Genomic DNA, 20,415 nt, shown 5'->3' with positions numbered 1-20,415 from the left:
ATTTTTTGATTCGGATTACCACCATTTTATCAGGCCGGTGATCCGGTCCCGCATTTCCACAAACTCAGGGGCCGCGATGTCACGGGGATGGGGCAGGGTGTCCGGGACAACCTCTTTAATAGAAGTCGGTTTATTGGTGAGCACAAGAATCCGGTCGCCTAAATAGACGGCCTCTTCAATGTTATGGGTAATAAAAATTACGGTAGTCTTCGTCTGTTTACAGAGGCGCACCACCTCATCTTCCAGCTTGAAGCGCAGATTGATGTCCAATTGTCCGTAAGGTTCATCCATCAAAAGCAGTTCCGGCTGGGTCGCAAAGGCCCGGGCAATGACCACACGCTGGAGCATGCTGGCCGAAAGCTGTTTGGGGTAATAATCGGCGAACCTGGTCAGGCCCACCAGTTCCAGGGCGTCGTCCACCTTTTTTTCAATATCGTGATATTCTTTTTTGAGTTCCAGGCCGAACCGCACATTCTGCCGGACTGTGAGCCATTCCATGGCCGAGTATTCCTGGAATATGTATGCAATGTTGTGCCTGCGCAGATCGATCTGCTCGCCTTTAAACAGGATTTCACCGGCCGTAGGCTCATACAAATGGGTCAGGCTGTTGAGGAATGTGGTTTTACCGCAGCCCGTAGGCCCTACGATACAGAGGAATTCGCCGTCATATACATCGAAGGACACGTCATTTAAAACCAGAAGATCACCGAAGCTTTTTGTCAGGTGGGTTACCTTAACCTTTATATTTTTTTCCACCATACTCCTCCTGTCCCAGCCATTACGTTTCATGGCTGTCTTTGTTCATGTATTCGGTTATTTCTTTGCGCAGCCGGAGGAATTCCGGATCGATCAGATTCCTTGGCCTGGGCAGGGTGATTTGATACTCTTCTGCCACCTGTCCGGGACAGTCGGTGAGAAGGATGATCCTGTCTGCCAGGTAAAGGGCCTCTTCAATGTTGTTGGTGACAAATACTACGGTTCGTCTTTCATTTTCCCAGATATGTTCCAGGGATTCCTGCATCATATATCTGGTCTGCGCATCCAGATGGCCAAAGGGTTCGTCCATTAAGAGGACATCCGGATCGCAGCAATAGGCCCGGGCAATTCCGACCCGCTGTTTCATTCCCCCGGACAACTGTACCGGATAGCTGTTCTCAAAACCGGTTAATCCCACCAGATCGATGAATTTCTGAACGATGGCCTCCCGCTCCTTTTTGTCCACATTTCTGACCTTCTGGCTGAATCCCACATTTCCTTTGACAGTCATCCAGGGAAACAGGGCCATGGTCTGATAGACCACCGCGCGGGAAGGGGCCGGGGAATCAACGGGCCTGCCGTTGTGTTCAATGGAACCTTCTGTGCACGGCTCCAGACCGGCCAGCATATAGAGAAGGGTTGTCTTGCCGCATTGGCCCGGGCCGAAAATTACAAGGAATTCATTCTCACGCACATCGAAGGTCAGGTTCTTTAAAACTTCAAACTCACCTTTAGGCGACCGGAAGGTTTTAGAAACATTTTTACAGGACATTTTCAGCCTCCCTGATTGTTCCATCTCAGGCACCTCCCTTCTAAATATCTCATGCCGCTGGCCAGAAGGAAGCCGACAATTCCAATTGCCAGCATGCCGGCAATCATCTGCGTCATATCATTGACGCCCTGGCCGGCAATAATAATCCAGCCCACCCCTTCTGTGGCGCAGACCATTTCCGCGGCCAGCATGGTCATCCAGGAATTGGAAAGGGCCACCTGGGCGCCGGAAAAAATAGATGGAACCGCAGAGGGGACCACGATTTCAAAAAATACCTGCGAACTGCCTGCGCCCAGCATTTTCGCGGCTCCGATCAGTTGTTTGTCCACATGAACCGCCCCCGCGTAAGCGTTCAGGGTAAAGGGTACGAACGCCGCTATGAAAATAAGAAAATATTTGTATTTCTCACCAATGCCGAACCAGAGGATCGCAAGGGGAATCCAGGCCAGCGGGGCGATGGGGCGGAGAAGATTAAAAATCGGCATGACCACGGCGCGGACATAAGGAAACCAGCCCATTGTCAGCCCGATGACCACTCCTGCCGCGCAGGCCAGGCAGAACCCGGCCATCACACGGCTTAAACTCCAGAGGACATGGCCGGTTATTGTGTAATAATTCCCCACCTTATGAAACAGCATATAGCAGAAATTCATAACTACAGCCGTTGGCGTGGGAAATGGTATCTGTGAGTCGCTGAAATGGACCGCCGCCTGCCAGAGGCACAGCAGAATGAGGAATGCTGCCGCGCCATAGGCGGCTGACTTCAGCTTTATTTTAGACTTCTGCATTTATACGTCTCCTTTCACGAGCCTGCTTTCCACGAAATCCAGCAAAGCGGACAGTATGGTGCCGATAATTCCAATGACAACCATGCCGACGATGATTAAATCGGCCCTGCAGAGCAGGCGGCCCAACTGAATCATGTAGCCGAGGCCGCTGTCGGATCCCAGCATTTCCGCCGCCACCAGAGAACCCCAGGAGGAATTTAAAGAAACCTTTAAGCCGGTGAAGATATACGGCAGGCCGGATGGGAGCGCAACTTTAAACAACAGGCGCAGTTTTGATGCGCCAAAGGTCCGGCCCACCCAGATATGTACCTTTTTTGTCGCCTTGATCCCGGTATAGGAGTTGACGACACAGGGGATAAACGCCGATAAGAATACAATTGCCGCCTTGGCGACCACTCCGATTCCCAGCACAATGATCATGATCGGAATCCAGGCGATGGGAGGGATATTGCGGATAAAATCAAATACCGGTTTAAGGGCCATATCCATTGGTTCCCACCAGGCCATGATGATGCCTAATGGAACGCCGATGACTGCTCCGAAGCAAAAGCCGAGTAAAGATACCTTCAGGCTGGCAATGATATGCGTGGGCAGTGTGGAACCGTCGGGCCGCTTAACCGTCCATTTCTGAATCCCTGTTTCCAGCGCCTTGAGGGGCGAAGGCAGAAGTGTGGAAGGGGCCAGCTCCCACACTTCAGTGATGAGATACCAGATCAGGAAAAATGCCAGAAGGGAACAAACAGATATCATCTTCAGGCGGAATGAAAAATTTCGTTTCTGCGTTGCTGTCATAATCAGTCACATCTCCAATCAGAAATCATTTTTTGTATTCAGCCGCGTAGGCTTCCATCGCCTCAGAAATGATGGTATTATCCATGTTGGCATAAACCTTTTCCATATCTTCTTCAGAGATGTTGCCTACTGTGGCATAGAATTCGGCCAGCAGTTTAAAGGATGAGGTATAATCAATGGAAGTCAGATCGTCGTATGTGAAGAATGGACGTTCAAGAACCTGATGTTCAATGGTATCGGCGTCCGCCGTCTGTCCGTTAATCTCATACCACTCCATCATGGTGTCCATTAAGACCTTGTCGTCCTGGAATGCGTCGGCGGCGCGGAGCAGTTGTACGCAGAGGGCAACCAGAGCGTCATGTTTGCTCTCATCTTCAAAAACTTCACGGGAACAGAGGATGTTGTCGTAGTACGGACAGTTCAGATTATTCATACTGCATGCCACCAGATACTGTTCCGGGTCATAGCTGTCGGCGGTGGGATAACTGGTCTTCGCAAAATCCGACTGGCCGGATACAAAAGCCTGGTAAGCGGCGGTGTCATCCATATTTACCAGGGTGACGTCGTCTTCCGTCAGGCCCAGGACATTTAAATACATGTCCACCAATATCTGGGCGGCCGTGCCCATGGGGAGAAGGAAGGATTTGTCTTTTACCGTCTCAGGCGTGCCGTAGATATCCGGATATTCCGGATTAAAACCTTTCACAGCCGCCATATCGCTGTCCGCCCGGATCATAAACTGCTGTCCGGCTCCGGAATCTGTATGGGAGAACAAATAAACCGCGTCATAGACGCTGCAGGAGGAGATGCCGGCCGCTCCGATGGTAAACACATCGACCAGGCCGGAACCCAGGGCTTCATTGATGCCGCTGCCCTGCATAAAGGTGGAAATATCCAGTTTAAAACCGTTTTCAACATCCCAGCCCATCTTCTGGATGTAATACATTGGAATAGAAAGCTGCTGGGCAAGGGTGGATACGCGCAGTGTGACCAGTTCGCCGGAAGCTTCGGCTTTCGCGCCAGTCTCCTTTTCATTTTTGTCCGTTGTCCCTGCAACCGTTTCGCTGGCTTTCGTACCGCTGCTTGCTGGGTCAGGCTGAGTTTTTTTTGCACAGCCGGCTATTGAACAGATAAACATTGTGGTGATAAGTAGAGATGCTAAAATTTTTTTCATTGTAACCTCCATTTCTTCCCGGATTCATTCCGGTGTCCATAAACAGATAACCGATTGAAAGAAGCATTTTTACTGCCGTGTAACGTTACATTTCAATCATATAGAGTTCCCGCCTTTGCAACAATCATTTATTTGACTCTTATTTTATATATTTTGACTAAGAACGGAAGGAATGGGGATTTAACATGAGAAAATTTGCATTTCCTTGATTTATTTGGAAATTTTTGTAAATAGTATATAAAATCATTGAAACTTTTGCAAATTATTTGTATATTATTACTTAAAGAGTATTGTTATACAGAAATGTACTTACAGGAAATGTCCTTCCGGCGCAAACACGCTCCGGCAGAAAGGGATGTGAAACATGCAGATAAGTATTAAGAAAGTACTGAACATAACGCTTGCCCTCGTTCTGGCGCTGCTGACGGCCATGCTGACTTATATGGTCACCCAGTTTTATGTGAAATCTACATTTGAAACACTGGGGAGAGCCAATACGGAACGGCTGCAGCTCGTCTCCCAGAAGGCGGACGCCCTGGTGACCGGTTCCGAGGCCGTGGCCCGGCTGCTGTATCAGGATGAAAATATTCTCGGGACAATTCTGAGCAACACCATCACCCCGCAGAATACGGCCGCTGTATCGGCCAATATTGACCTTCTCTGTACCAAATATTACAGCGCCTTCCAGCAGTTTGATTTAACTTTTGATGTGGTATGTTTCGGCAATAACGGATTCCAGTATTCCAGCTGCGGTTATTCCGACAGCGAATTTAAGCAGCTCAGTTCTTATTCATGGTTTACAAAGCAAAGAGCCATGGGGGCGGTCGATTACTCCGTTACGAATTTCGTGCCGTTTCCTAAGGATGGGGAAAAGACATACTGCTATGCCATTGTGCGCAATATCTATCAGGTGAGAGGGAATTACGCGGGTTCCATCATCGTTTTTGTGAAAGAGGACGTTTTTAAATCGGTTTATGAAAACCTGATGCAGGAAAACTCCACGTTTTATCTGCTCAATGAATATTCCACTGTGATTTCCTCCAGCGACGCCAGCCAGACAGGCACGTCCCCCGAGGCGATCCGGGACTATCTGTTTGTCCGTGGAAAGGATTCTTACGTTACCTATACCAATGACGCCGGCATGGAATGTTTCTGCGCCAAATATACTTCACCGGTTACCGGATGGACCATGTTTGAACAGATTCCATTAAACGATGTGATGGCCCCGATTCAAAAAGCCTGTTTCATGATTGCCGCGATCGCGGCCGTGCTCTATCTGCTGTCCGTATTCGTAATTTCCATCGTCTCAGAATCCATATCCAGGCCGATCCGGATCATCTGCGGAGAAATGGAATCATCCATCAGCAGGCAGTTCGCCCATTTACAGATCCGGACAAAGATTTCGGAGATCAGGAGTATCGGGATTTCCTACAACCATCTGTGCGATGAGATCAGCAAACTTTTGTGTGATGTGCGGGATGCGGAAAAACGGGTGAATGACGCCAAGTTCAACTTCTTAAAGGCGCAGATTAACCCCCATTTTCTGTATAACACATTGTTTTCCGTCAAATGCACCATCGCGATGAATGAACCGGAACACGCATGTGAGATGCTGACACTGCTGATTTCCATTCTGCAAAATTCTGTCAGCTCCAATAAAAGCGACAACACGCTGCTGGAGGAAACGATCATCATCGGTCAGTATGTCCGCCTGCAGAACCTCAGATATGACAACAAAGTCCATTTCCGGATGGATCTGCCGAAAGAGCTGATGGATTTAACAATCCCCAGATTTTTGATCCAGCCCCTGGTTGAAAATGTATTTCTCCACGCCATCCCCCTGACCGGAGAGGCCATTGAACTGATGATCCGTTTCCGGGGTGATGATAAAATCATCACCATAGAGGTCTGTGATACGGGAATCGGATTCGGACAGGAAGACATGGAACGGGTCTTTGAACAGGCTTCTGGCGCTTCGTTCCATATCGGTTTAAAAAATATTCAGGACCGGATCCAGCTTCTCTATGGCGCTGACTTTGGTCTGTGCGCAGTTCATGACCAGCATTATCACACAATTATGGTGCTCAGGATGCCGAGGCAGAAAGGGGGCGACAGCATTGATTCGAATACTGGTAGTTGACGATGAACATCCGATCCGGGAATGGCTGGTACACATCATCCGTTCGAACCGTCCGGAGTTTCTTGTTGACAGTGCGGTAAATGGACTTGACGCGCTGAAAAAGTGTAAGGAAATCCCCTTCGATCTTCTGATTATGGACATACGCATGCCCCACATGGACGGTCTGGAGGTGCTGCAGGCCCTGTCAAAGGAATGTCCGGGCGCCGGAGCGATAATGCTGAGCAGTTACGACGATTATAATTATGTCCGGGATGCGTTTAAACATCAGGCGGTTGACTATCTCCTGAAAACTGAGATTAACGACGAAAGGCTGCTGGCCGCCATCGACCATTACTGTTCCCAGAAAACCGCGGCCAGAAACTTAAATCATCTGGTATCAAAACTGCGTGGCATGCTGCAGGAATCAGACGGTTCCGGCCAGGATTTTTTTAAGGAGCTCAAAAAGTACGGAAACCTGGAACCCCAGGGCGCTTATTTCTGTTTTCTCGTCAAAGCCCGGGCGGAGGGCAGCCCTTTTAAGCCCAGCCTGACCTTAACGGAAAAAACAGTGCTGCGCTTCTGCCTGCCTGTGGACGAAAACATATTTATGGGATGTGTGGAACTGCTGACCCAGCCCAGCCTCCTGACGCTGATGCAGACGCAGAGCATGTATTTAAAGAAGCTTAACAGCTACAACCGGCTTTCGCTCCTTTTGTACAGCGATATCCAGCATGACGTCCGTCTTCTGCCTGATGCCATGAAAAATCTCTATGCTTCCCGGGAGCTGGATTTCTATGGGGTGCAGTTCTGCAGGCCTGAATTATTCGAAAATGGTATGGAACTGCGCCTGAATGAACGGTATCTTGAAATGATTGAGCTGCTGCGCTCTCATAAACAGGAAGAAGTCCTGTCAAAAGCAGAGGAACTTCTTAATTTTGCAGAAAATGTCCGGTATCCCGATGTGGACAACTTAAAGCTCCTCTGCATCAAACTGTGCGAATCCGCCTATTTAAACAGCTGCAGTATCGATTTGATGGAATATCATAACTATTTCAGCCGGTTATCCGCAAGCGTGTTTTCCTCTGAAAGCATCCGGCATCTTTATGAAATCCTGATCAAAAGCCTCAGCTCCCTGTATTCTCAAAAGGAGCAGAATCAATCCGTATTGTCCTCCCGGATCGCTCACGCTGTTTCATTTGTGGAGGCCCATTATATGGATGATATCTCTTTGGTCAGCGTTGCTAAGGATCTGCATATCAATCCTGAATACTTGTCACGCACCTTCAAACAGCAGGTGGGGATCAATTTCAGCACGTATTTAAACAACGTCCGGCTGCAGCATGCCCTGGAACTGTTAAAGCAGACGGATTACCGGGTGGCTGAGATTGCCATGAGAACGGGATTTCAGAGCCCGGCCTATTTTTCCAAATGTTTTAAGGCGGCGTTCGGGTTGTCGCCGCAGCAGTGGAAGGCGGCAAAATCCGGGGAAAATTAAAGTCCGGCCGTTTATATAAACGGCCGGATAAAAATTATATTCACTGTTGTTCACATATTAGCGTTGGTATAGATGGAATAAACGTCTTCATATCCCAGCTTCAAGTAATTGCCGACTGTTTTTCTCCCTCCAAAAAACATGCACTTATCTGTCAGCATTTGGATCTCCTCTTTCTCAAGCGGTCTCCCCATAAGCTGAGGAATGCTGACGGGCATTCCCCACTCTTTAAAATACTGTTCCGTCCTTTCGATCCCGGCCAGAGCCTTTTCTTCTTCACCGCCCTCCGTAATTCCCAGCACTGCTTCCGAGTACCTGGCAAACCGGCCCAAATTGCGCTTATAAACATATCTTGCCCAGGTCCCCCACATAGCGGTTATGGTTGCCGCATGTGTCTTCTCAAACATTCCTGAAAGTTCATGGCCCATATTGTGGGTTCCCCAGTCAAACGGCCCGCCCAGCCCGCAGTACAGATACGCGGAGGTGCCTGCCCACATGATTTCCGATGCGGAATCGTAATCCGTATTGTTCAGGAACCGGTCACTGAGCTGGTAAAGAACGCGCATCATCCCTTCCGAACACTGGTCTGATATCCGGTTTTCTTCATGCTGGGTGAAATACCGCTCAAACACATGGGATAGAATATCCGATATGGTACACGCCTTTTGAAATTCAGGCAGAGTATACAGAATTTCCGGGTTCATAAACGCATAATCAGCCCGGCTGGCTTCGCAATACAGGCTCCGCTTTAACTTACCTTCCTCCTTCATCACAACGGAGGAGGGATTTGTCTCACTGCCGGTGGCCGCCGTTGTCAAAACCACGGCCATTTTCAAGGCTTTTTCCGGTTTGAATTTTCCTTCATAGCAGTCCCAGATATCCACATCCGGATTGGCCGCGCCCACACAGATCGCCTTCGACGAATCGATGGCGCTGCCTCCCCCGATTGCGGTTACACAATCGATTCTCTGCCGGATGCATATTTCAATTCCTTCCCTAATAACAGAGAGACTTGTATTGGGCACAACCCCTCCATGGAAAAAGACCTGTATTCCTTCATCTGCCAGATATCCCTGTACACGCTCCAGCAGTCCCAGTTTTTCTGCGGCGCTGTCATAGTGAATCAAAACGCTGGAAACGCCTTCTTTTTTTAATTTCCGGCCGATTGATGTTTCCGCGCCTTTACCAAAAATGATTTTTGTCGTAAAATGGAGCTCAAATTCATTCATATCAGCCTTCTCCTCCCAGTGCGCGCTTTTCTCCTTCACAAATCGCAGGTGTAAATGCTACCCCCACTCCCAGCCGGTCCGCTCCCATATCCACAAATGCTTTCGCTGTTTCGTAATCGCTCATTCCGCCCGAGGGCTTCACCTTAATCCGTCCAGCAGCAGTCTCGATCATGGTTTTAACGCTTTCCTCAGTGGCTCCACATCCTAAAAATCCCGTAGAAGTTTTCACGAAATCAGCTCCGCATTCAACGCACACCTCGGTCCCTTTCCTGATCTCATCCCGGGTTAACTGGCTGGTCTCGAAGATCACTTTTACCCCGACCCCATATTTATGGGCGCTGTCTGTGACCGCCTTTATCTCCTGTGCAACCCGGCCCCATTCCCCCGATTTTGCAAGGCCGAAGTTCATTACCATATCGATTTCAACAACACCAGTTTTCGCATAAATTTCAGCCAGAGCGGCTTTGGCCTCCAAACCGGCGGCTCCATGGGGGAAATCCAGCACACAGCTTACCTGGGTTTCCGTGCCTTCACACATCTGTTTTGCCAGTTCAATGTCACAGGGACGGACACAAACCGTTTTCGCATGATAATCAATTCCCATCTGTATCCCTGCCTTTGCCTCTTCCTGTGTAAATTCCGGTTTTAACACCGCATGATCCAAATAACGGCCAATCCTCATCTTCTCTTCTCCTTTAATTTCTAATATTTACCACCATTTTATCTGATCGGTGATATAGGTTCTCAATGATATAAACTCTTTTTCAGCAAAATTCCTGGGTCTGGGCAGATCTATCTTCACCTCCTCCTTGATTTTTGCAGGCTTATTTGTCAAAATCAGCACCCGTTCCGCCAGGTATACCGCCTCTTCAATATTGTGAGTGATAAAAACTACCGTACTGCCGGTTTCCTTCCACAGCCTTATCACTTCGTCCTCCAGATAATACCGGAGTTTTATGTCCATCTGTGCATAGGGTTCATCCATCAGCAGCAGGTCCGGATTCATGGCGAACGCCCTGCCGATAATAATTCTCTGCTCGGAACTGACGGACAACTGGTGGGGATAATGTTTCCTGAACGGTTCCAGTCCCATCAAGCGGAGAATATGGTTAACCCGCTCCTTTATGACCTCCTTGTCCAGCTTCTTTATTTCCAGGCCGAAAGCGAGGTTCTCTTCCACTGTGAGCCAGGGATAAGCGGACGGTTCCTGAAATACAAAGGCCAAATTGTGCTTTTTCGGGTCCGCCGGAATCCCATCGATTAAAAGCTGACCCGATGTAGGTTCATACAGTTTTGTCAAAAGGTTTAAAAATGTGGTCTTTCCGCAGCCCGTTGGCCCTACCACACATACAAATTCTCCTTTTTTAATCGTAAAGGAAATATCATCAAGAACCAGTAAGTCGTCAAATTTCTTAGTCAGGTTTTTAACCTCAACTTTTATCTCTCTCTTATCCATCTCTTCCATCATTTGCCGCTCCTTCAACCTCTTATAATGCCAAATCCGTATTTGCCGCTATTTCCTGACGCAGTTCCATAAAATACGGATCCACAAAATCCCTGGGTCTCGGCAGATTAACTTCATATATTTTTTTCACGGTAGCGGGGCACCCGCTTAACAACATGATCCGGTCTCCCAGATAAACGGCCTCTTCAATGTTATTTGTGACGAATACCACCGTTCTCTTGTCCAGTTCCCACAGCTTATTGATTTCTTCCTCCATCGAGTACCGGGTCTGCGCGTCCAGGGCCCCAAACGGCTCATCCATCAATAAAATCTGGGGGCCGCTGGTATAGGCTCTGGCGATTCCCACCCGCTGCTTCATTCCTCCGGACAACTGTGAGGGATAATGGTTTTCAAATCCTTTTAGTCCAACCAGTTCAATATATTTTTGTGCTCTTTTACGCCGTTCCGCCTTTTTAACTCCTGCGAATTTCAGCCCAAGTTCGGTATTCTGCATCACCGTTTTCCAGGGCATCAGCCCTGTTTTCTGAAATACCATTCCGATCTTTGGATCAGGCCTGCTGTGTTCATTTCCGTCCAAAAGAATGGTTCCCTTCGTCGGGCTTTCCAGCCCATCCATGATATTGAGAAGCACCGACTTTCCACAATGCCCCGGTCCCAGCAATACCAGGAACTCGTTGTCGTATACGTCTAAAGACACGTCTTTTACCGCTTCAAACTCTTCTTTTCCCGTATAAAACACTTTATTGATATTTCTCAAACTCAGCCTTATCTTTTTATCATCCATGGACAAGCCATCCTTTCGATCACTTCAAATAATACTGCGAGCATTGCCCCCACGATGCCTATGGCTATCATTGCAACCAAAACCAGCGGAGTGTCCGCGCTGTCCATTCCTCTGTTGATTAAAAAACCAACGCCGGAACTGGCGCCCAGCATTTCCGCCGCAACTACCACCATCCATGCGGAACTGGTGGATGTCCTCATACCGGCAAAAATAGCGGGCGTTATGGACGGCATCGCCACTTCCCACAACAACTGTCTTTCATTGGCATTGAATGATTTTGCAACATCCAGATACAGCCGCTCCACATTCCGCATTCCCGCCTGGGTGTTGACTACCACGGGAATAAATGCGCCGATGAACACAATTAAAATTTTGGGCATTTCACTGATCCCAAAACAGATTGTAATGAGAGGGATCCAGGCAAGGGGCGGGATCGGACGCAGCATGGTGAATACGGAACCGAACAGGGCATTGCAGGTTTTATTCCACCCTATAATTACACCAAACGCCACACCCGTAACCCAGGCTATGGCCAATGCCGTTCCAACTCTTCTGAGGCTTGCTAAAACATGCTGCAGCAGATTCAGTTTTTTAATCGGTTTTGAAAATGTCAGCAGAAACCGTTCCCATGTTTCACCCGGACTGGGTATCATCGCCGGATAGTTAGTTGAGACGAACAGCCAGATTCCGGCTAAAAACATCAGAGAAAACATTGTAACAACCATTTTTTTCACATTCGATTTTTTTATATTCAGTTTTTTATCCATGATCAGATTTCCTCCACGCCAAGACTTTATTTTCGGCAGCGGTTAAAAATCCGTTAAATAAAGCGCCCACCGCTCCGATCACCAGCATGCCCAGAATTATAATATCCGGTCTTCCGAAAGACCTTCCGGTTAATATCATATATCCCAGACCCGAGCTGGCTGAAAGCATTTCAGCGGCGACCAGGGTTGACCAGGAATTTCCCAGCGCAATCCTGATGCCCGCAAATACCATGGGCAGGGACGCCGGTATTCCCACTCTGTAGAAAATAGTAAATTTGGACGCGCCGCAGGTTTTGGCAACATTGATTAAAACCGGGCTGGCTTGTTTTACTCCCGTATAGGAATTGATCACACACGGTATAAATGCTGAAAAGAAAATAATAAACGCCTTTGCCTTCAAACCAATCCCCAGCCACAAAATTGTCAGAGGGATCCAGGAAATAGGGGGAATCGGGCGTATGATCTCGAAAATCGGCCGGACAAACAAGTCGATATTCTCATACCATGCCATAAACCATCCCAAAGGGATCCCAATGATAACAGCAAGGACAAGACCGGTTAAAGACAGCTTCAGGCTTGTCAGGATATTCGTCTGCAGCAGCGAACCATCCGGGCTCTTATCATGGAGTTTGATAAAAAACAAGCGGATCACTTCTGTCGGTTTCGATAAAATATTGGAACTTATGATCCCGAAATCCAAAAGGAGCTGCCAAATCAAAAAGAACCCCAAGATACCGGTAATTGTCAAAACCGTATATTTGACAGCATCCCTTTTCTGTTTACGAACAGTGTCATTCATCATAGCATACCTGCCTTCCACTCATGCCGCGTAAATCTATTTGCGGCTTTTTATTTCCTGTTCCACCGCTTCCGCAATGGAACTGTCGACCATCCGGTTATCCAGAAGGAAATTGCGGTCCTCCTGGGTGTATTTATCCTGATCCACAAAAAAGTCAAATGTCTCAAATAAATCGGTTTCTACCTGGTTTAATTTTCTTTTTGTATAGGTTCCTTTCGGATCATCCATCTCATTTTTAAACATGGCAATGCTTTCTTCCAAAGTCGGAACGAATAAAATTGAGACCGCATAGGCCGCGTCTTCCTTTGTACAAAGCACTCCCTCGTCACTGCAGACTTCCATATAATAATCTGCGGCTTCTTCCGGATTGGCCAGACACCATTCCGCTGAACGGTAATATAATTCATACGCCTTTGTAATCAATTCTTTTTTATTATCAACCGCATCGGAGGTCGCACAGATGTTGCAGACAATAATATCCCCGTTTGCATCCAGGCCGCCGACCTTTTTATAGCCTTCATGTTCCGCAGCCAGAGCCAGGGTAGACCACTCACCGCATCCGTCTCCTTCACCGGCCTTAAAACCTGCAAGCGCTGAACTGACGTCCATATTTACAATCGTAACCTGATCGTTGTCCACACCCACCTTTTCTAAAGTAGAAAACAAGATCTTATGTAAGGTCGTCCCAACGGGAAGAAGCCACGTAGTCCCTTTCCAGTCTTCAGGCGTTCCATAAATCTCTTCATACCCCTCAACATGCCCTTTCCCTGACTGGTAAATCGGGGAATCTTCTCTTACATAGAGATTTAAGCCGGCATCATAAGTGGCTGTTCCGATACATTTCACCCCATAAGCCAGGGCTCCTACAATCGTGCCCGGGCCGCCTGTAGAAGAAAAATCCCAGCTGCTGTTAGCTTCCATCATGGCGGGTCCGTTAGAAAACGTTACATATTCCAGATCAATATTCAATTCATCAAACCATCCCTTTTGATCCGCCACATAGATCGGCAGCGCATGCTGTACCCCTACAAAATATCCCACGCGCAGTGTCGTTCTTTCCGGCATGGGGCTGATTCCAAATTCCGTGTCCCCTTCCCCGCCGCTCTGTTTTGACTGTTCCGTCACTTTTAAAGGCTCTTTGTCATTTCCTTTAACCGGGCTTCCGCACCCTGTTAATAAGACTGTCATGGCCATCCCCAATACCAATGCTCTTCTTTTCATTTTACCTCTCCTTTTTTGCTCCAAATTTTGGATATTATTTTTTACAGTTTTTCGTTCATTTTGGCGATTTTTGCAAGATTTTCTTGCTATATTTTCATATTATCATCCATAATCCAAATTATCAATCCTTTTTTATCCAAATTATTTGGATTTTAATCCGTGATTTAATTGACAATCCTTAACAGATCAATTATACTATTCGTATATTTAACAATTATTTCCAATAATAACCAAAAGGAGTCCATCCATGCGTCCTACACTTTATGAAATCGCGCAGACAGCAGGCGTCTCGATTTCCACGGTTTCCCGGGTCCTTAATAATGACAAGCAAAAACCGGCAAGCCCTGCAACCGCTGAAAAAGTATTACAGATAGCGAGGGAACTCGGTTACATTAACGATGCCGGAGTTTCAAAAAACCAGACTAAATCGCTGGTATGCATTCTGGTATCCCCCTCAGACAGTTTTAATAATTATTTTTTCTCACAGATTTTAATGGGAATTCAGGAAGAATCAAAAAGACTTGGATATGAATTGAAACAGACGATCTCTACTTCCACCGCGGATATTTATCCGATTCTCAACAGTTTAAATAATCAGGATTTCGACGGCATCATTCTCCTGGGCAGACTTACCCGGGACATCATGGACCGATTCAAACAGATCACAGGAAACATCATATATGCCGGTCTCAATTCCCCTCAGGCTGATATCGACGAAATCATCTGTGATGCTTATACTGCCACCGCTTCCGCCACAGAATACTTTATTAACTGCGGCTTTAAGACCATCGGTTTTATCGGAACGATCCCTTCCCAAGAAACTGATGTGATCAATGAGCACCGTTTTAAGGCGTTCTGTGATACCCTGTCCTCCCATTCCTTTCCGCTGGATATGGCCTGCTGCCGGAATATCATGCTGACTGCGGACCATGCCTATGAGGCTGTCAAGGATTTGATTTCCTGTAAAAAACTGCCGGAAGGAATTATCTGTGCCGATGATTATCCCGCCATAGGAGCAATCAGCGCACTGCACGACTATGGTTATAAGATTCCCCAGGATATCTCAATCATTGGATTGGCCGATATCGATATCGCCCAGTTCATCTCCCCCCGCCTGACCACTGTCCGGGTTGTTAAAAGAGAACTGGGCGAATTTGCAGTTAAAATATTGGATGACCGGATCGCCGGAAGGCATACCCACCCCATCCGGGTGGAATTTCCCTGTGAACTCATAATAAGAGAAAGCTCTGCTGCACGTCCAAAAGAATGACCCTCCCCGCATTCAAACTCAAATGTACATCAGAACGAAAAAACACCGCCGGCTGATCCAACCGGCGGTGTATTAACCAAAGTCACTTCCACAGCGCATCTCCGTCATATACGTTCATGGCGTTTTCCCAATACCCCAGGCGTTTGCATTCAGCCAAAGCCAACTGATGGGTGAATTGAAACATCGCTCCTGTAATCCTGGCAAATTCCTGTATGCTTCCGGCTTCCAACGCATCTACCGCCGCCATACACCGGCGGTAAATCTGGCGGCTTTCTGCGGTCTTTTCCAGATTAACCAGTTTGGGAATGCTTCTTCCAACACTGTAATTTTTACGAATCACATTATAAATCGATTTCAGAGCCGCATATTGGATATGCGCGGTCAAAAAATCCAGGAAAACACGGGGGAACATCTGATGGACATATCGCCCGCTCCAAAGTCGTTTCAGTTCTTGTCTGAGTTCTCTGGCCTCTTCCGCCCCGACATAGGCAGCCGCATGGGCCGCCACTCCTTCTACAGTTAAAGATACCAGCTCCATGCTGTCCAAAAAGCGCCGGACATGGCTGCTGATCACCTCTGGTTCAATTTTTATCGTTTTCAACTGTTCAAGGCACATCTCAACAAAAATACCCTGTCCCCGTTTTGTGGACAGCACTCCCCATTCCTGCAACATGCCGACTGCTTTTGTGGTGGTATCAATGCTCACACCATAGATTTTCTGAAGCTGTTCGTGTGTGGGCAGCCTGTCGCCGGGCTGGTACCGGCCAATGGCAATAAGGCCCAGTAAATCCAGACAGACGCTTGAATAACGTTCCTGATTTCTATACAGCCTCTGCTCTAAACCGCCGGCATCAGCCGGCAGTGAGGAGGCGGGGACAACACCGCAGGCGGTCCTGCCATGTTCTTTCTGTTCCAACCCATAAAGCGGGTACAGATCATCAAACCGGACTGTGTTGAAATCGCCTCCGGCTTTCATTGTTTCAACTAATTTCCACAGAGAAGCATGGTAGCTCTCCCTGAGCGCCAAGGTCCCGGAATTCATATTAATCAGCTCAAAGCCCATACTTTCCGCCACCCGCAGAATCAGTTCATTTCCATTTCTAGCGAGAAAGAAACGCCAAAAACGGTTGGAGAGCTTCCAAAATTTCTCAGGTTCATCCGGGTTCATCTGAGACAAAATGGATTCCGGAATCTCCCATTCCCTGCCATGACAGAGCAGCAGACCTCTGGCATTAAACGGATAGCACAGCAGAATTCCGGTCTGGACAATATCATTGACCGAATCCTGATTCGCTTTTTGCAGCATATGCTCTATATTTTTATCCCCGTCTCCGCGGCTGGATACCACAACCGGTCTCATCCGCTGCCTCGTCTTAATCAGACCATTTTCAGCAAGCAGGTCCAGCGCACAGCGCACGGTCTTTTCCGACACCCCAAATTCGCGGCACAGTTCGGCACGGGATGGGAGCTTCGCGCCGTCAGGAAGCAGCCCACTCTCGATCTTATTCTTTAAATTCCAGTAAACTCTCTCATATAAAGTCAAATCACTCTTCATTACTATCTTTGCGTCCTCTGTTTCTGTGGTATCCAAAAAGGATATCCCATACGTTTACAGATAATCATAGCGCAGGCGCACAGGAAAATCAACCAGCTTTCTTTAATACGCGGCTCTAATATGCGGCTCTCACCGCAAAAGCAGTCTTGGCATTACCCGCATAGAAACAGGTCTTGCTTTCCAACGTACCGTTTTTCTCTATCTTCTCAAAGTCCAGACGAATGGGCGTTCCCGGTATGTCGGGCAGGTACAGCTTTCCACCCTTTTCCTCCGGTTTTATGAGAAGACAGTCTCCAATAGGTTCCGTCATTGGCTCATGGTTTTCCAACAGCTCATCTTCCTCATATAAGGCGCCGTAAGCGGCATTCAGCCATACGGTACCGCCTGATGAAAACCGCAGGCCGCGTTCCCGGGCCAACTGCCGTATTTTAATCAGGTCATGCATTCTGCTCATTCTTCCCACCAAAGGCATCAGATGATCTACACCTTTTTCAGCATAGGTTTCAAATGCGTAATAATTGCGCATGGATTCCCCGTAACCTGTTTTCATCTCAATGCCTCTGTCCTTTAAGGCTTTAATTGCATTCATATCATGGGAGTGAACCGGCTCCTCAAACCAGGCCGGATTGTACGGGCGGATCAGACCCGCAAATTCCAGAGCTTCATTGACGCCCCACACCTGGTTGGCATCCACCGCAATTTCAATATCATCTCCCACGGCTCTGCGCACCTTCTCCAGCCGGATCAGATCCCGCTTCATATTATGGCCCCAGTCGCTTCCGACTTTGAATTTAATGGTCCGGTAACCTTCGTCCACATACCGCAGCATGTCCTCCACCAGTTCTTCATCTGATTCCAAAAGGGAACCTCCCCCTTTATAAGCTGCCGCCCAATCCTTTCCGGCTCCCAGAAAACGGTGCAGCGGCAGCCCCTGGCGTCTGGCCATAATCTCAAGCATGATCATGTCCAACTGCCCTAAATCCACAATCTGCCCGCTTTGGAACCCAAAATTACGAAGTTTCCAGTAAATGAAGTCATACCACTCCTGGTAGGTCTTTTCCTCCCCGGTCAAAATCAGAGGAAGGATATTCTCTACGATCCCTTTTGAGCAAAATGTTTCACCACAGTACCCTTCCGTATCATAGATCTGAATCCATGCCTGCAGGGGAGCAAAGCTGCCAAAACCTCCTGTGGCGTCTCTCCATGGCTTTTTTACCGGAATCGGGTTGAAATTATAATAAACTGCTTTTGAAAATGCTATTTTAGTGTTTTTATCAAAATCAAACATCTCTTCATCTCCTTTTAATTTTTTGGCAGATTACTGCACATGTTGTTGTTCCAATCTTGTTGTATAATTGTTTTATTAATGTTAATATGAAACATAAGCTCCAATTCTTTCCCATGAATTGGCACCAACAGGAGGTTGCTATGTCACATATTCTATTCATCGCGTCCGGCGATGTGATGTACCAATACGGCTGTCTCTTCCAAAAAGAGCTGCCCGTCCCCAATAACCTTAAAATTATCAACTTATATATGGACGAAGCATTAACATACGTCAAAAATCATTTGGATGATGACACCGATGTAATTATGGCCCGCGGAAACACCGCTAAACTTCTCAGTTCTTCACGGCTTCCGGTTCCGGTAGTCACCGTTCCCATCACCGGCATGGAACTGGCTCAAACCATTGAAAAGGTAAAAAGCCTGTTCGGAGAAAATGAAACTGATATCGCCTATATCGGTATGGAAGATTTAATTCATGCCTTTCGCGGTTTTCTCGACCTGCTCCATTGGAAGGTTCATCTTTATCCCGTCAAAAACAATCAGGATATTGAAGCCCAGGTACTCCGGGCCAAAGCAGAAAACATCCATGTCCTCATTGGAGGCGTCTGCACACAAAAGGCAGCGCAGGAACACGGAATCAACTGTGTACTGCTGGAATGCTCCCTTTCTTCCATCCAGACCGCATATAATCAGGCGAAGGTGGTCCAGAAAAATATCCGCCAGCAGAAGAAAAAAATCCAGGAACGCATCACTATCATGGATTCCATTTCCGACGGCATTATAAGCATTAATGAAACGGAAAAAATCACCATGATTAATCAGGCGGCCAGACAATTTTTCTCCGTCTCAAACCAGGCGGTTCTCGGCCGGAAATGCAGTTTTCTGTTTTCCCAGACAGAACTGGAACTGATCCACAGAATTCTGGTTTCCGGAGAAACGGCTGCCGGACATGAATTTTCCATTGGACAGGGCGCCTATCATCTGGATATCCATCCAATTACAGCAAGCAAAAAAACTGAGGGAGTGATCTTAACAATCAGGCCTGATACCAGCAGCACAGCCATGTCTCTGCAGGTTCCTGATACTTCCGATCCAGCCCCCTCCGCTTCCTGTAAAGACCGGGAACTGCACCTTCTTTCCAGCCGGTCTCCCGCTTATCACTCATGCCTTTCTCTGGTAAAAAAATATGCCCCACTCTCTTATCCGGTACTTTTTATCGGAGAACAGGGAACTGGCCGGGAAACCTTGGCCCGTTTCATGCATGATAACAGCCCTTACAAAGAAGGATTATGGATCGCCCGGGATGCGGCATTGCTGACGGAAGAGGATATGTTATCCGCTCACGGAGGAAGCCTCTACATAAGAAACCCGGAATTCCTCAGCCCTGGAAACCAGCAGATTCTGTGCAATATTATTCAATATGGAAGTTTTACCAGAAGCAGCCGCCTGCGTCAGTCGCTTTGCATCCGCATCCTGGCCGGGACATCCACGGATTTATGCCGGCTGGCCGCGCAGGGGGACTTTTCTTCCGCTTTGTACTACAGTTTCAACGCATTCCTGGTTCCTGTTTTATGCCTTTCGGACAGGCCCGAAGATCTGCCAGTGCTGTTTGACCGTTTTTGGAAAAAATACTGCTCATTATTTCAAAAAGAATGTGCTTATGATTCCGATTGCACAGCAGTTATAGAAGAATACTCCTGGCCTGGAAATCTGGATCAAATGGACAGTTTATGCAGGAGGCTGGTTCTTCTGATAAACGATGGAGATACGCTGAGCCGTTCCCAGCTTCAGATGCAGTTGTCTGACACCCCTTATTTTTCCCATTTACCGGGAACTCCTGGCCTCCAAAAGACTTTGAAACCGCTCACGGATCCTCCGGAACCCGGCTTCATTGTTCATGGGCGGAAAATCACCTTTGATGAACTGAAAGCGATGGATCGTTACTACCATGGCCGGAAGTCTCTGATCGCTCAAAAACTGAATGTCAGCCGCTCCACGTTATGGCGGTATTTTAAAGAAATGGAACTGCACAAGAATCCGGCTGAAAATGAAAGCGAAATTAGGCCTATCCCTGAAACTCCAGCTGAAAACGGCGCTGGATGAGGATTTATCATCTCCTTTGTATTGCTGATTTTTATTATAGGG

The 20,415-nt window shown here is 47.7% G+C and carries 18 protein-coding genes; 4 read left to right on the top strand and 14 right to left on the bottom strand.

Annotated elements, in window-relative coordinates:
- Positions 1 to 15: 15 nt before the first annotated feature.
- From GPL15_RS24860 to GPL15_RS24840, 5 genes are read right to left on the bottom strand one after another with little or no spacing between them, the layout of a single operon-like run.
- Positions 16 to 759, bottom strand: coding sequence for an ABC transporter ATP-binding protein (locus GPL15_RS24860; protein WP_215701370.1), 744 nt, complete (start codon positions 757 to 759; stop codon positions 16 to 18).
- Between the two features lie 19 nt (positions 760 to 778).
- Positions 779 to 1,552, bottom strand: a complete 774-nt coding sequence (locus GPL15_RS24855; RefSeq protein ID WP_215701369.1) for an ABC transporter ATP-binding protein — start codon at positions 1,550 to 1,552, stop codon at positions 779 to 781.
- Positions 1,531 to 2,316: an ABC transporter permease gene (locus tag GPL15_RS24850; protein WP_215701368.1), complete on the bottom strand. Its 786-nt coding sequence runs from the start codon at positions 2,314 to 2,316 to the stop codon at positions 1,531 to 1,533. Before GPL15_RS24850 ends, GPL15_RS24855 begins: the two co-directional genes overlap by 22 nt.
- Positions 2,317 to 3,108: an ABC transporter permease gene (locus GPL15_RS24845; RefSeq protein WP_215701367.1), complete on the bottom strand. Its 792-nt coding sequence runs from the start codon at positions 3,106 to 3,108 to the stop codon at positions 2,317 to 2,319.
- Positions 3,109 to 3,133: 25 nt separating this feature from the next.
- On the bottom strand, positions 3,134 to 4,282 hold the full coding sequence (locus tag GPL15_RS24840) for an ABC transporter substrate-binding protein (RefSeq protein WP_215701366.1): 1,149 nt from the start codon (positions 4,280 to 4,282) through the stop codon (positions 3,134 to 3,136).
- Between the two features lie 364 nt (positions 4,283 to 4,646).
- Here GPL15_RS24840 and GPL15_RS24835 point away from each other — a divergent pair, with 364 nt between their 5' ends.
- Together GPL15_RS24835 and GPL15_RS24830 are read left to right on the top strand one after the other, a co-directional pair.
- Positions 4,647 to 6,422 (top strand): histidine kinase, encoded by a 1,776-nt coding sequence (locus tag GPL15_RS24835; RefSeq protein ID WP_215701365.1) that lies wholly within the window; start codon positions 4,647 to 4,649, stop codon positions 6,420 to 6,422.
- Complete coding sequence (locus GPL15_RS24830) at positions 6,400 to 7,896, top strand: helix-turn-helix domain-containing protein (RefSeq protein WP_215701364.1); 1,497 nt, start codon at positions 6,400 to 6,402, stop codon at positions 7,894 to 7,896. The genes GPL15_RS24835 and GPL15_RS24830 overlap by 23 nt, the downstream gene beginning before the upstream one ends.
- Positions 7,897 to 7,946: 50 nt before the next feature.
- Here GPL15_RS24830 and GPL15_RS24825 read toward each other — a convergent pair whose 3' ends face one another.
- From GPL15_RS24825 to GPL15_RS24795, 7 genes are read right to left on the bottom strand one after another with little or no spacing between them, the layout of a single operon-like run.
- Entirely contained in the window at positions 7,947 to 9,122 is a 1,176-nt protein-coding gene (locus GPL15_RS24825; protein WP_215701363.1) for an iron-containing alcohol dehydrogenase, read from the bottom strand.
- Position 9,123: 1 nt separating this feature from the next.
- A complete protein-coding gene (gene deoC, locus GPL15_RS24820; protein ID WP_215701362.1) occupies positions 9,124 to 9,804 on the bottom strand; it encodes a deoxyribose-phosphate aldolase in 681 nt (226 codons plus the stop codon).
- Positions 9,805 to 9,831: 27 nt separating this feature from the next.
- On the bottom strand, positions 9,832 to 10,587 hold the full coding sequence (locus tag GPL15_RS24815; RefSeq protein WP_252198615.1) for an ABC transporter ATP-binding protein: 756 nt from the start codon (positions 10,585 to 10,587) through the stop codon (positions 9,832 to 9,834).
- A gap of 22 nt (positions 10,588 to 10,609) precedes the next feature.
- Positions 10,610 to 11,371: an ABC transporter ATP-binding protein gene (locus GPL15_RS24810; protein ID WP_215701361.1), complete on the bottom strand. Its 762-nt coding sequence runs from the start codon at positions 11,369 to 11,371 to the stop codon at positions 10,610 to 10,612.
- On the bottom strand, positions 11,353 to 12,138 hold the full coding sequence (locus tag GPL15_RS24805; RefSeq protein ID WP_215701360.1) for an ABC transporter permease: 786 nt from the start codon (positions 12,136 to 12,138) through the stop codon (positions 11,353 to 11,355). The genes GPL15_RS24810 and GPL15_RS24805 overlap by 19 nt, the downstream gene beginning before the upstream one ends.
- Positions 12,131 to 12,937, bottom strand: coding sequence for an ABC transporter permease (locus GPL15_RS24800; RefSeq protein ID WP_215701392.1), 807 nt, complete (start codon positions 12,935 to 12,937; stop codon positions 12,131 to 12,133). The genes GPL15_RS24805 and GPL15_RS24800 overlap by 8 nt, the downstream gene beginning before the upstream one ends.
- 36 nt (positions 12,938 to 12,973) lie before the next feature.
- Complete coding sequence (locus GPL15_RS24795) at positions 12,974 to 14,158, bottom strand: ABC transporter substrate-binding protein (RefSeq protein WP_215701359.1); 1,185 nt, start codon at positions 14,156 to 14,158, stop codon at positions 12,974 to 12,976.
- 247 nt (positions 14,159 to 14,405) lie between these two features.
- On the opposite strand from GPL15_RS24795, the gene GPL15_RS24790 reads away from it, so the two are divergent.
- Entirely contained in the window at positions 14,406 to 15,428 is a 1,023-nt protein-coding gene (locus GPL15_RS24790) for a LacI family DNA-binding transcriptional regulator (RefSeq protein WP_215701358.1), read from the top strand.
- 82 nt (positions 15,429 to 15,510) lie between these two features.
- Here GPL15_RS24790 and GPL15_RS24785 read toward each other — a convergent pair whose 3' ends face one another.
- Entirely contained in the window at positions 15,511 to 16,983 is a 1,473-nt protein-coding gene (locus GPL15_RS24785; protein ID WP_215701357.1) for a GntR family transcriptional regulator, read from the bottom strand.
- Between the two features lie 115 nt (positions 16,984 to 17,098).
- Positions 17,099 to 18,271 carry an enolase C-terminal domain-like protein gene (locus GPL15_RS24780; protein ID WP_215701356.1) on the bottom strand — a complete coding sequence of 391 codons (1,173 nt, stop codon included), beginning with the start codon at positions 18,269 to 18,271 and terminating at the stop codon, positions 17,099 to 17,101.
- Positions 18,272 to 18,411: 140 nt separating this feature from the next.
- Here GPL15_RS24780 and GPL15_RS24775 point away from each other — a divergent pair, with 140 nt between their 5' ends.
- Entirely contained in the window at positions 18,412 to 20,373 is a 1,962-nt protein-coding gene (locus tag GPL15_RS24775; protein ID WP_215701355.1) for a sigma-54-dependent transcriptional regulator, read from the top strand.
- The last annotated feature ends 42 nt before the right edge of the window (positions 20,374 to 20,415 follow it).

Origin of the sequence: Clostridium sp. MCC353, assembly GCF_018785315.1 — a bacterium.
Classification (GTDB): domain Bacteria; phylum Bacillota; class Clostridia; order Lachnospirales; family Lachnospiraceae; genus CHH4-2.
Note: the sequence above shows the minus strand (reverse complement) of the source record. Positions and strands in the feature narration are given on the sequence as shown.

Bases quoted from the DNA above. Each gene is read 5' to 3' on its own strand.
- deoC (WP_215701362.1), bottom strand. From the start codon at position 9,804: ATGAGGATTGGCCGTTATTTGGATCATGCGGTGTTAAAACCGGAATTT.
- GPL15_RS24775 (WP_215701355.1), top strand. From the start codon at position 18,412: ATGTCACATATTCTATTCATCGCGTCCGGCGATGTGATGTACCAATAC.
- GPL15_RS24810 (WP_215701361.1), bottom strand. From the start codon at position 11,371: ATGGATGATAAAAAGATAAGGCTGAGTTTGAGAAATATCAATAAAGTG.
- GPL15_RS24855 (WP_215701369.1), bottom strand. From the start codon at position 1,552: ATGGAACAATCAGGGAGGCTGAAAATGTCCTGTAAAAATGTTTCTAAA.
- GPL15_RS24815 (WP_252198615.1), bottom strand. From the start codon at position 10,587: ATGGAAGAGATGGATAAGAGAGAGATAAAAGTTGAGGTTAAAAACCTG.
- GPL15_RS24785 (WP_215701357.1), bottom strand. From the start codon at position 16,983: ATGAAGAGTGATTTGACTTTATATGAGAGAGTTTACTGGAATTTAAAG.
- GPL15_RS24805 (WP_215701360.1), bottom strand. From the start codon at position 12,138: ATGGATAAAAAACTGAATATAAAAAAATCGAATGTGAAAAAAATGGTT.
- GPL15_RS24860 (WP_215701370.1), bottom strand. From the start codon at position 759: ATGGTGGAAAAAAATATAAAGGTTAAGGTAACCCACCTGACAAAAAGC.
- GPL15_RS24825 (WP_215701363.1), bottom strand. From the start codon at position 9,122: ATGAATGAATTTGAGCTCCATTTTACGACAAAAATCATTTTTGGTAAA.
- GPL15_RS24845 (WP_215701367.1), bottom strand. From the start codon at position 3,108: ATGACAGCAACGCAGAAACGAAATTTTTCATTCCGCCTGAAGATGATA.
- GPL15_RS24780 (WP_215701356.1), bottom strand. From the start codon at position 18,271: ATGTTTGATTTTGATAAAAACACTAAAATAGCATTTTCAAAAGCAGTT.
- GPL15_RS24790 (WP_215701358.1), top strand. From the start codon at position 14,406: ATGCGTCCTACACTTTATGAAATCGCGCAGACAGCAGGCGTCTCGATT.
- GPL15_RS24795 (WP_215701359.1), bottom strand. From the start codon at position 14,158: ATGAAAAGAAGAGCATTGGTATTGGGGATGGCCATGACAGTCTTATTA.
- GPL15_RS24850 (WP_215701368.1), bottom strand. From the start codon at position 2,316: ATGCAGAAGTCTAAAATAAAGCTGAAGTCAGCCGCCTATGGCGCGGCA.
- GPL15_RS24835 (WP_215701365.1), top strand. From the start codon at position 4,647: ATGCAGATAAGTATTAAGAAAGTACTGAACATAACGCTTGCCCTCGTT.
- GPL15_RS24800 (WP_215701392.1), bottom strand. From the start codon at position 12,937: ATGAATGACACTGTTCGTAAACAGAAAAGGGATGCTGTCAAATATACG.
- GPL15_RS24840 (WP_215701366.1), bottom strand. From the start codon at position 4,282: ATGAAAAAAATTTTAGCATCTCTACTTATCACCACAATGTTTATCTGT.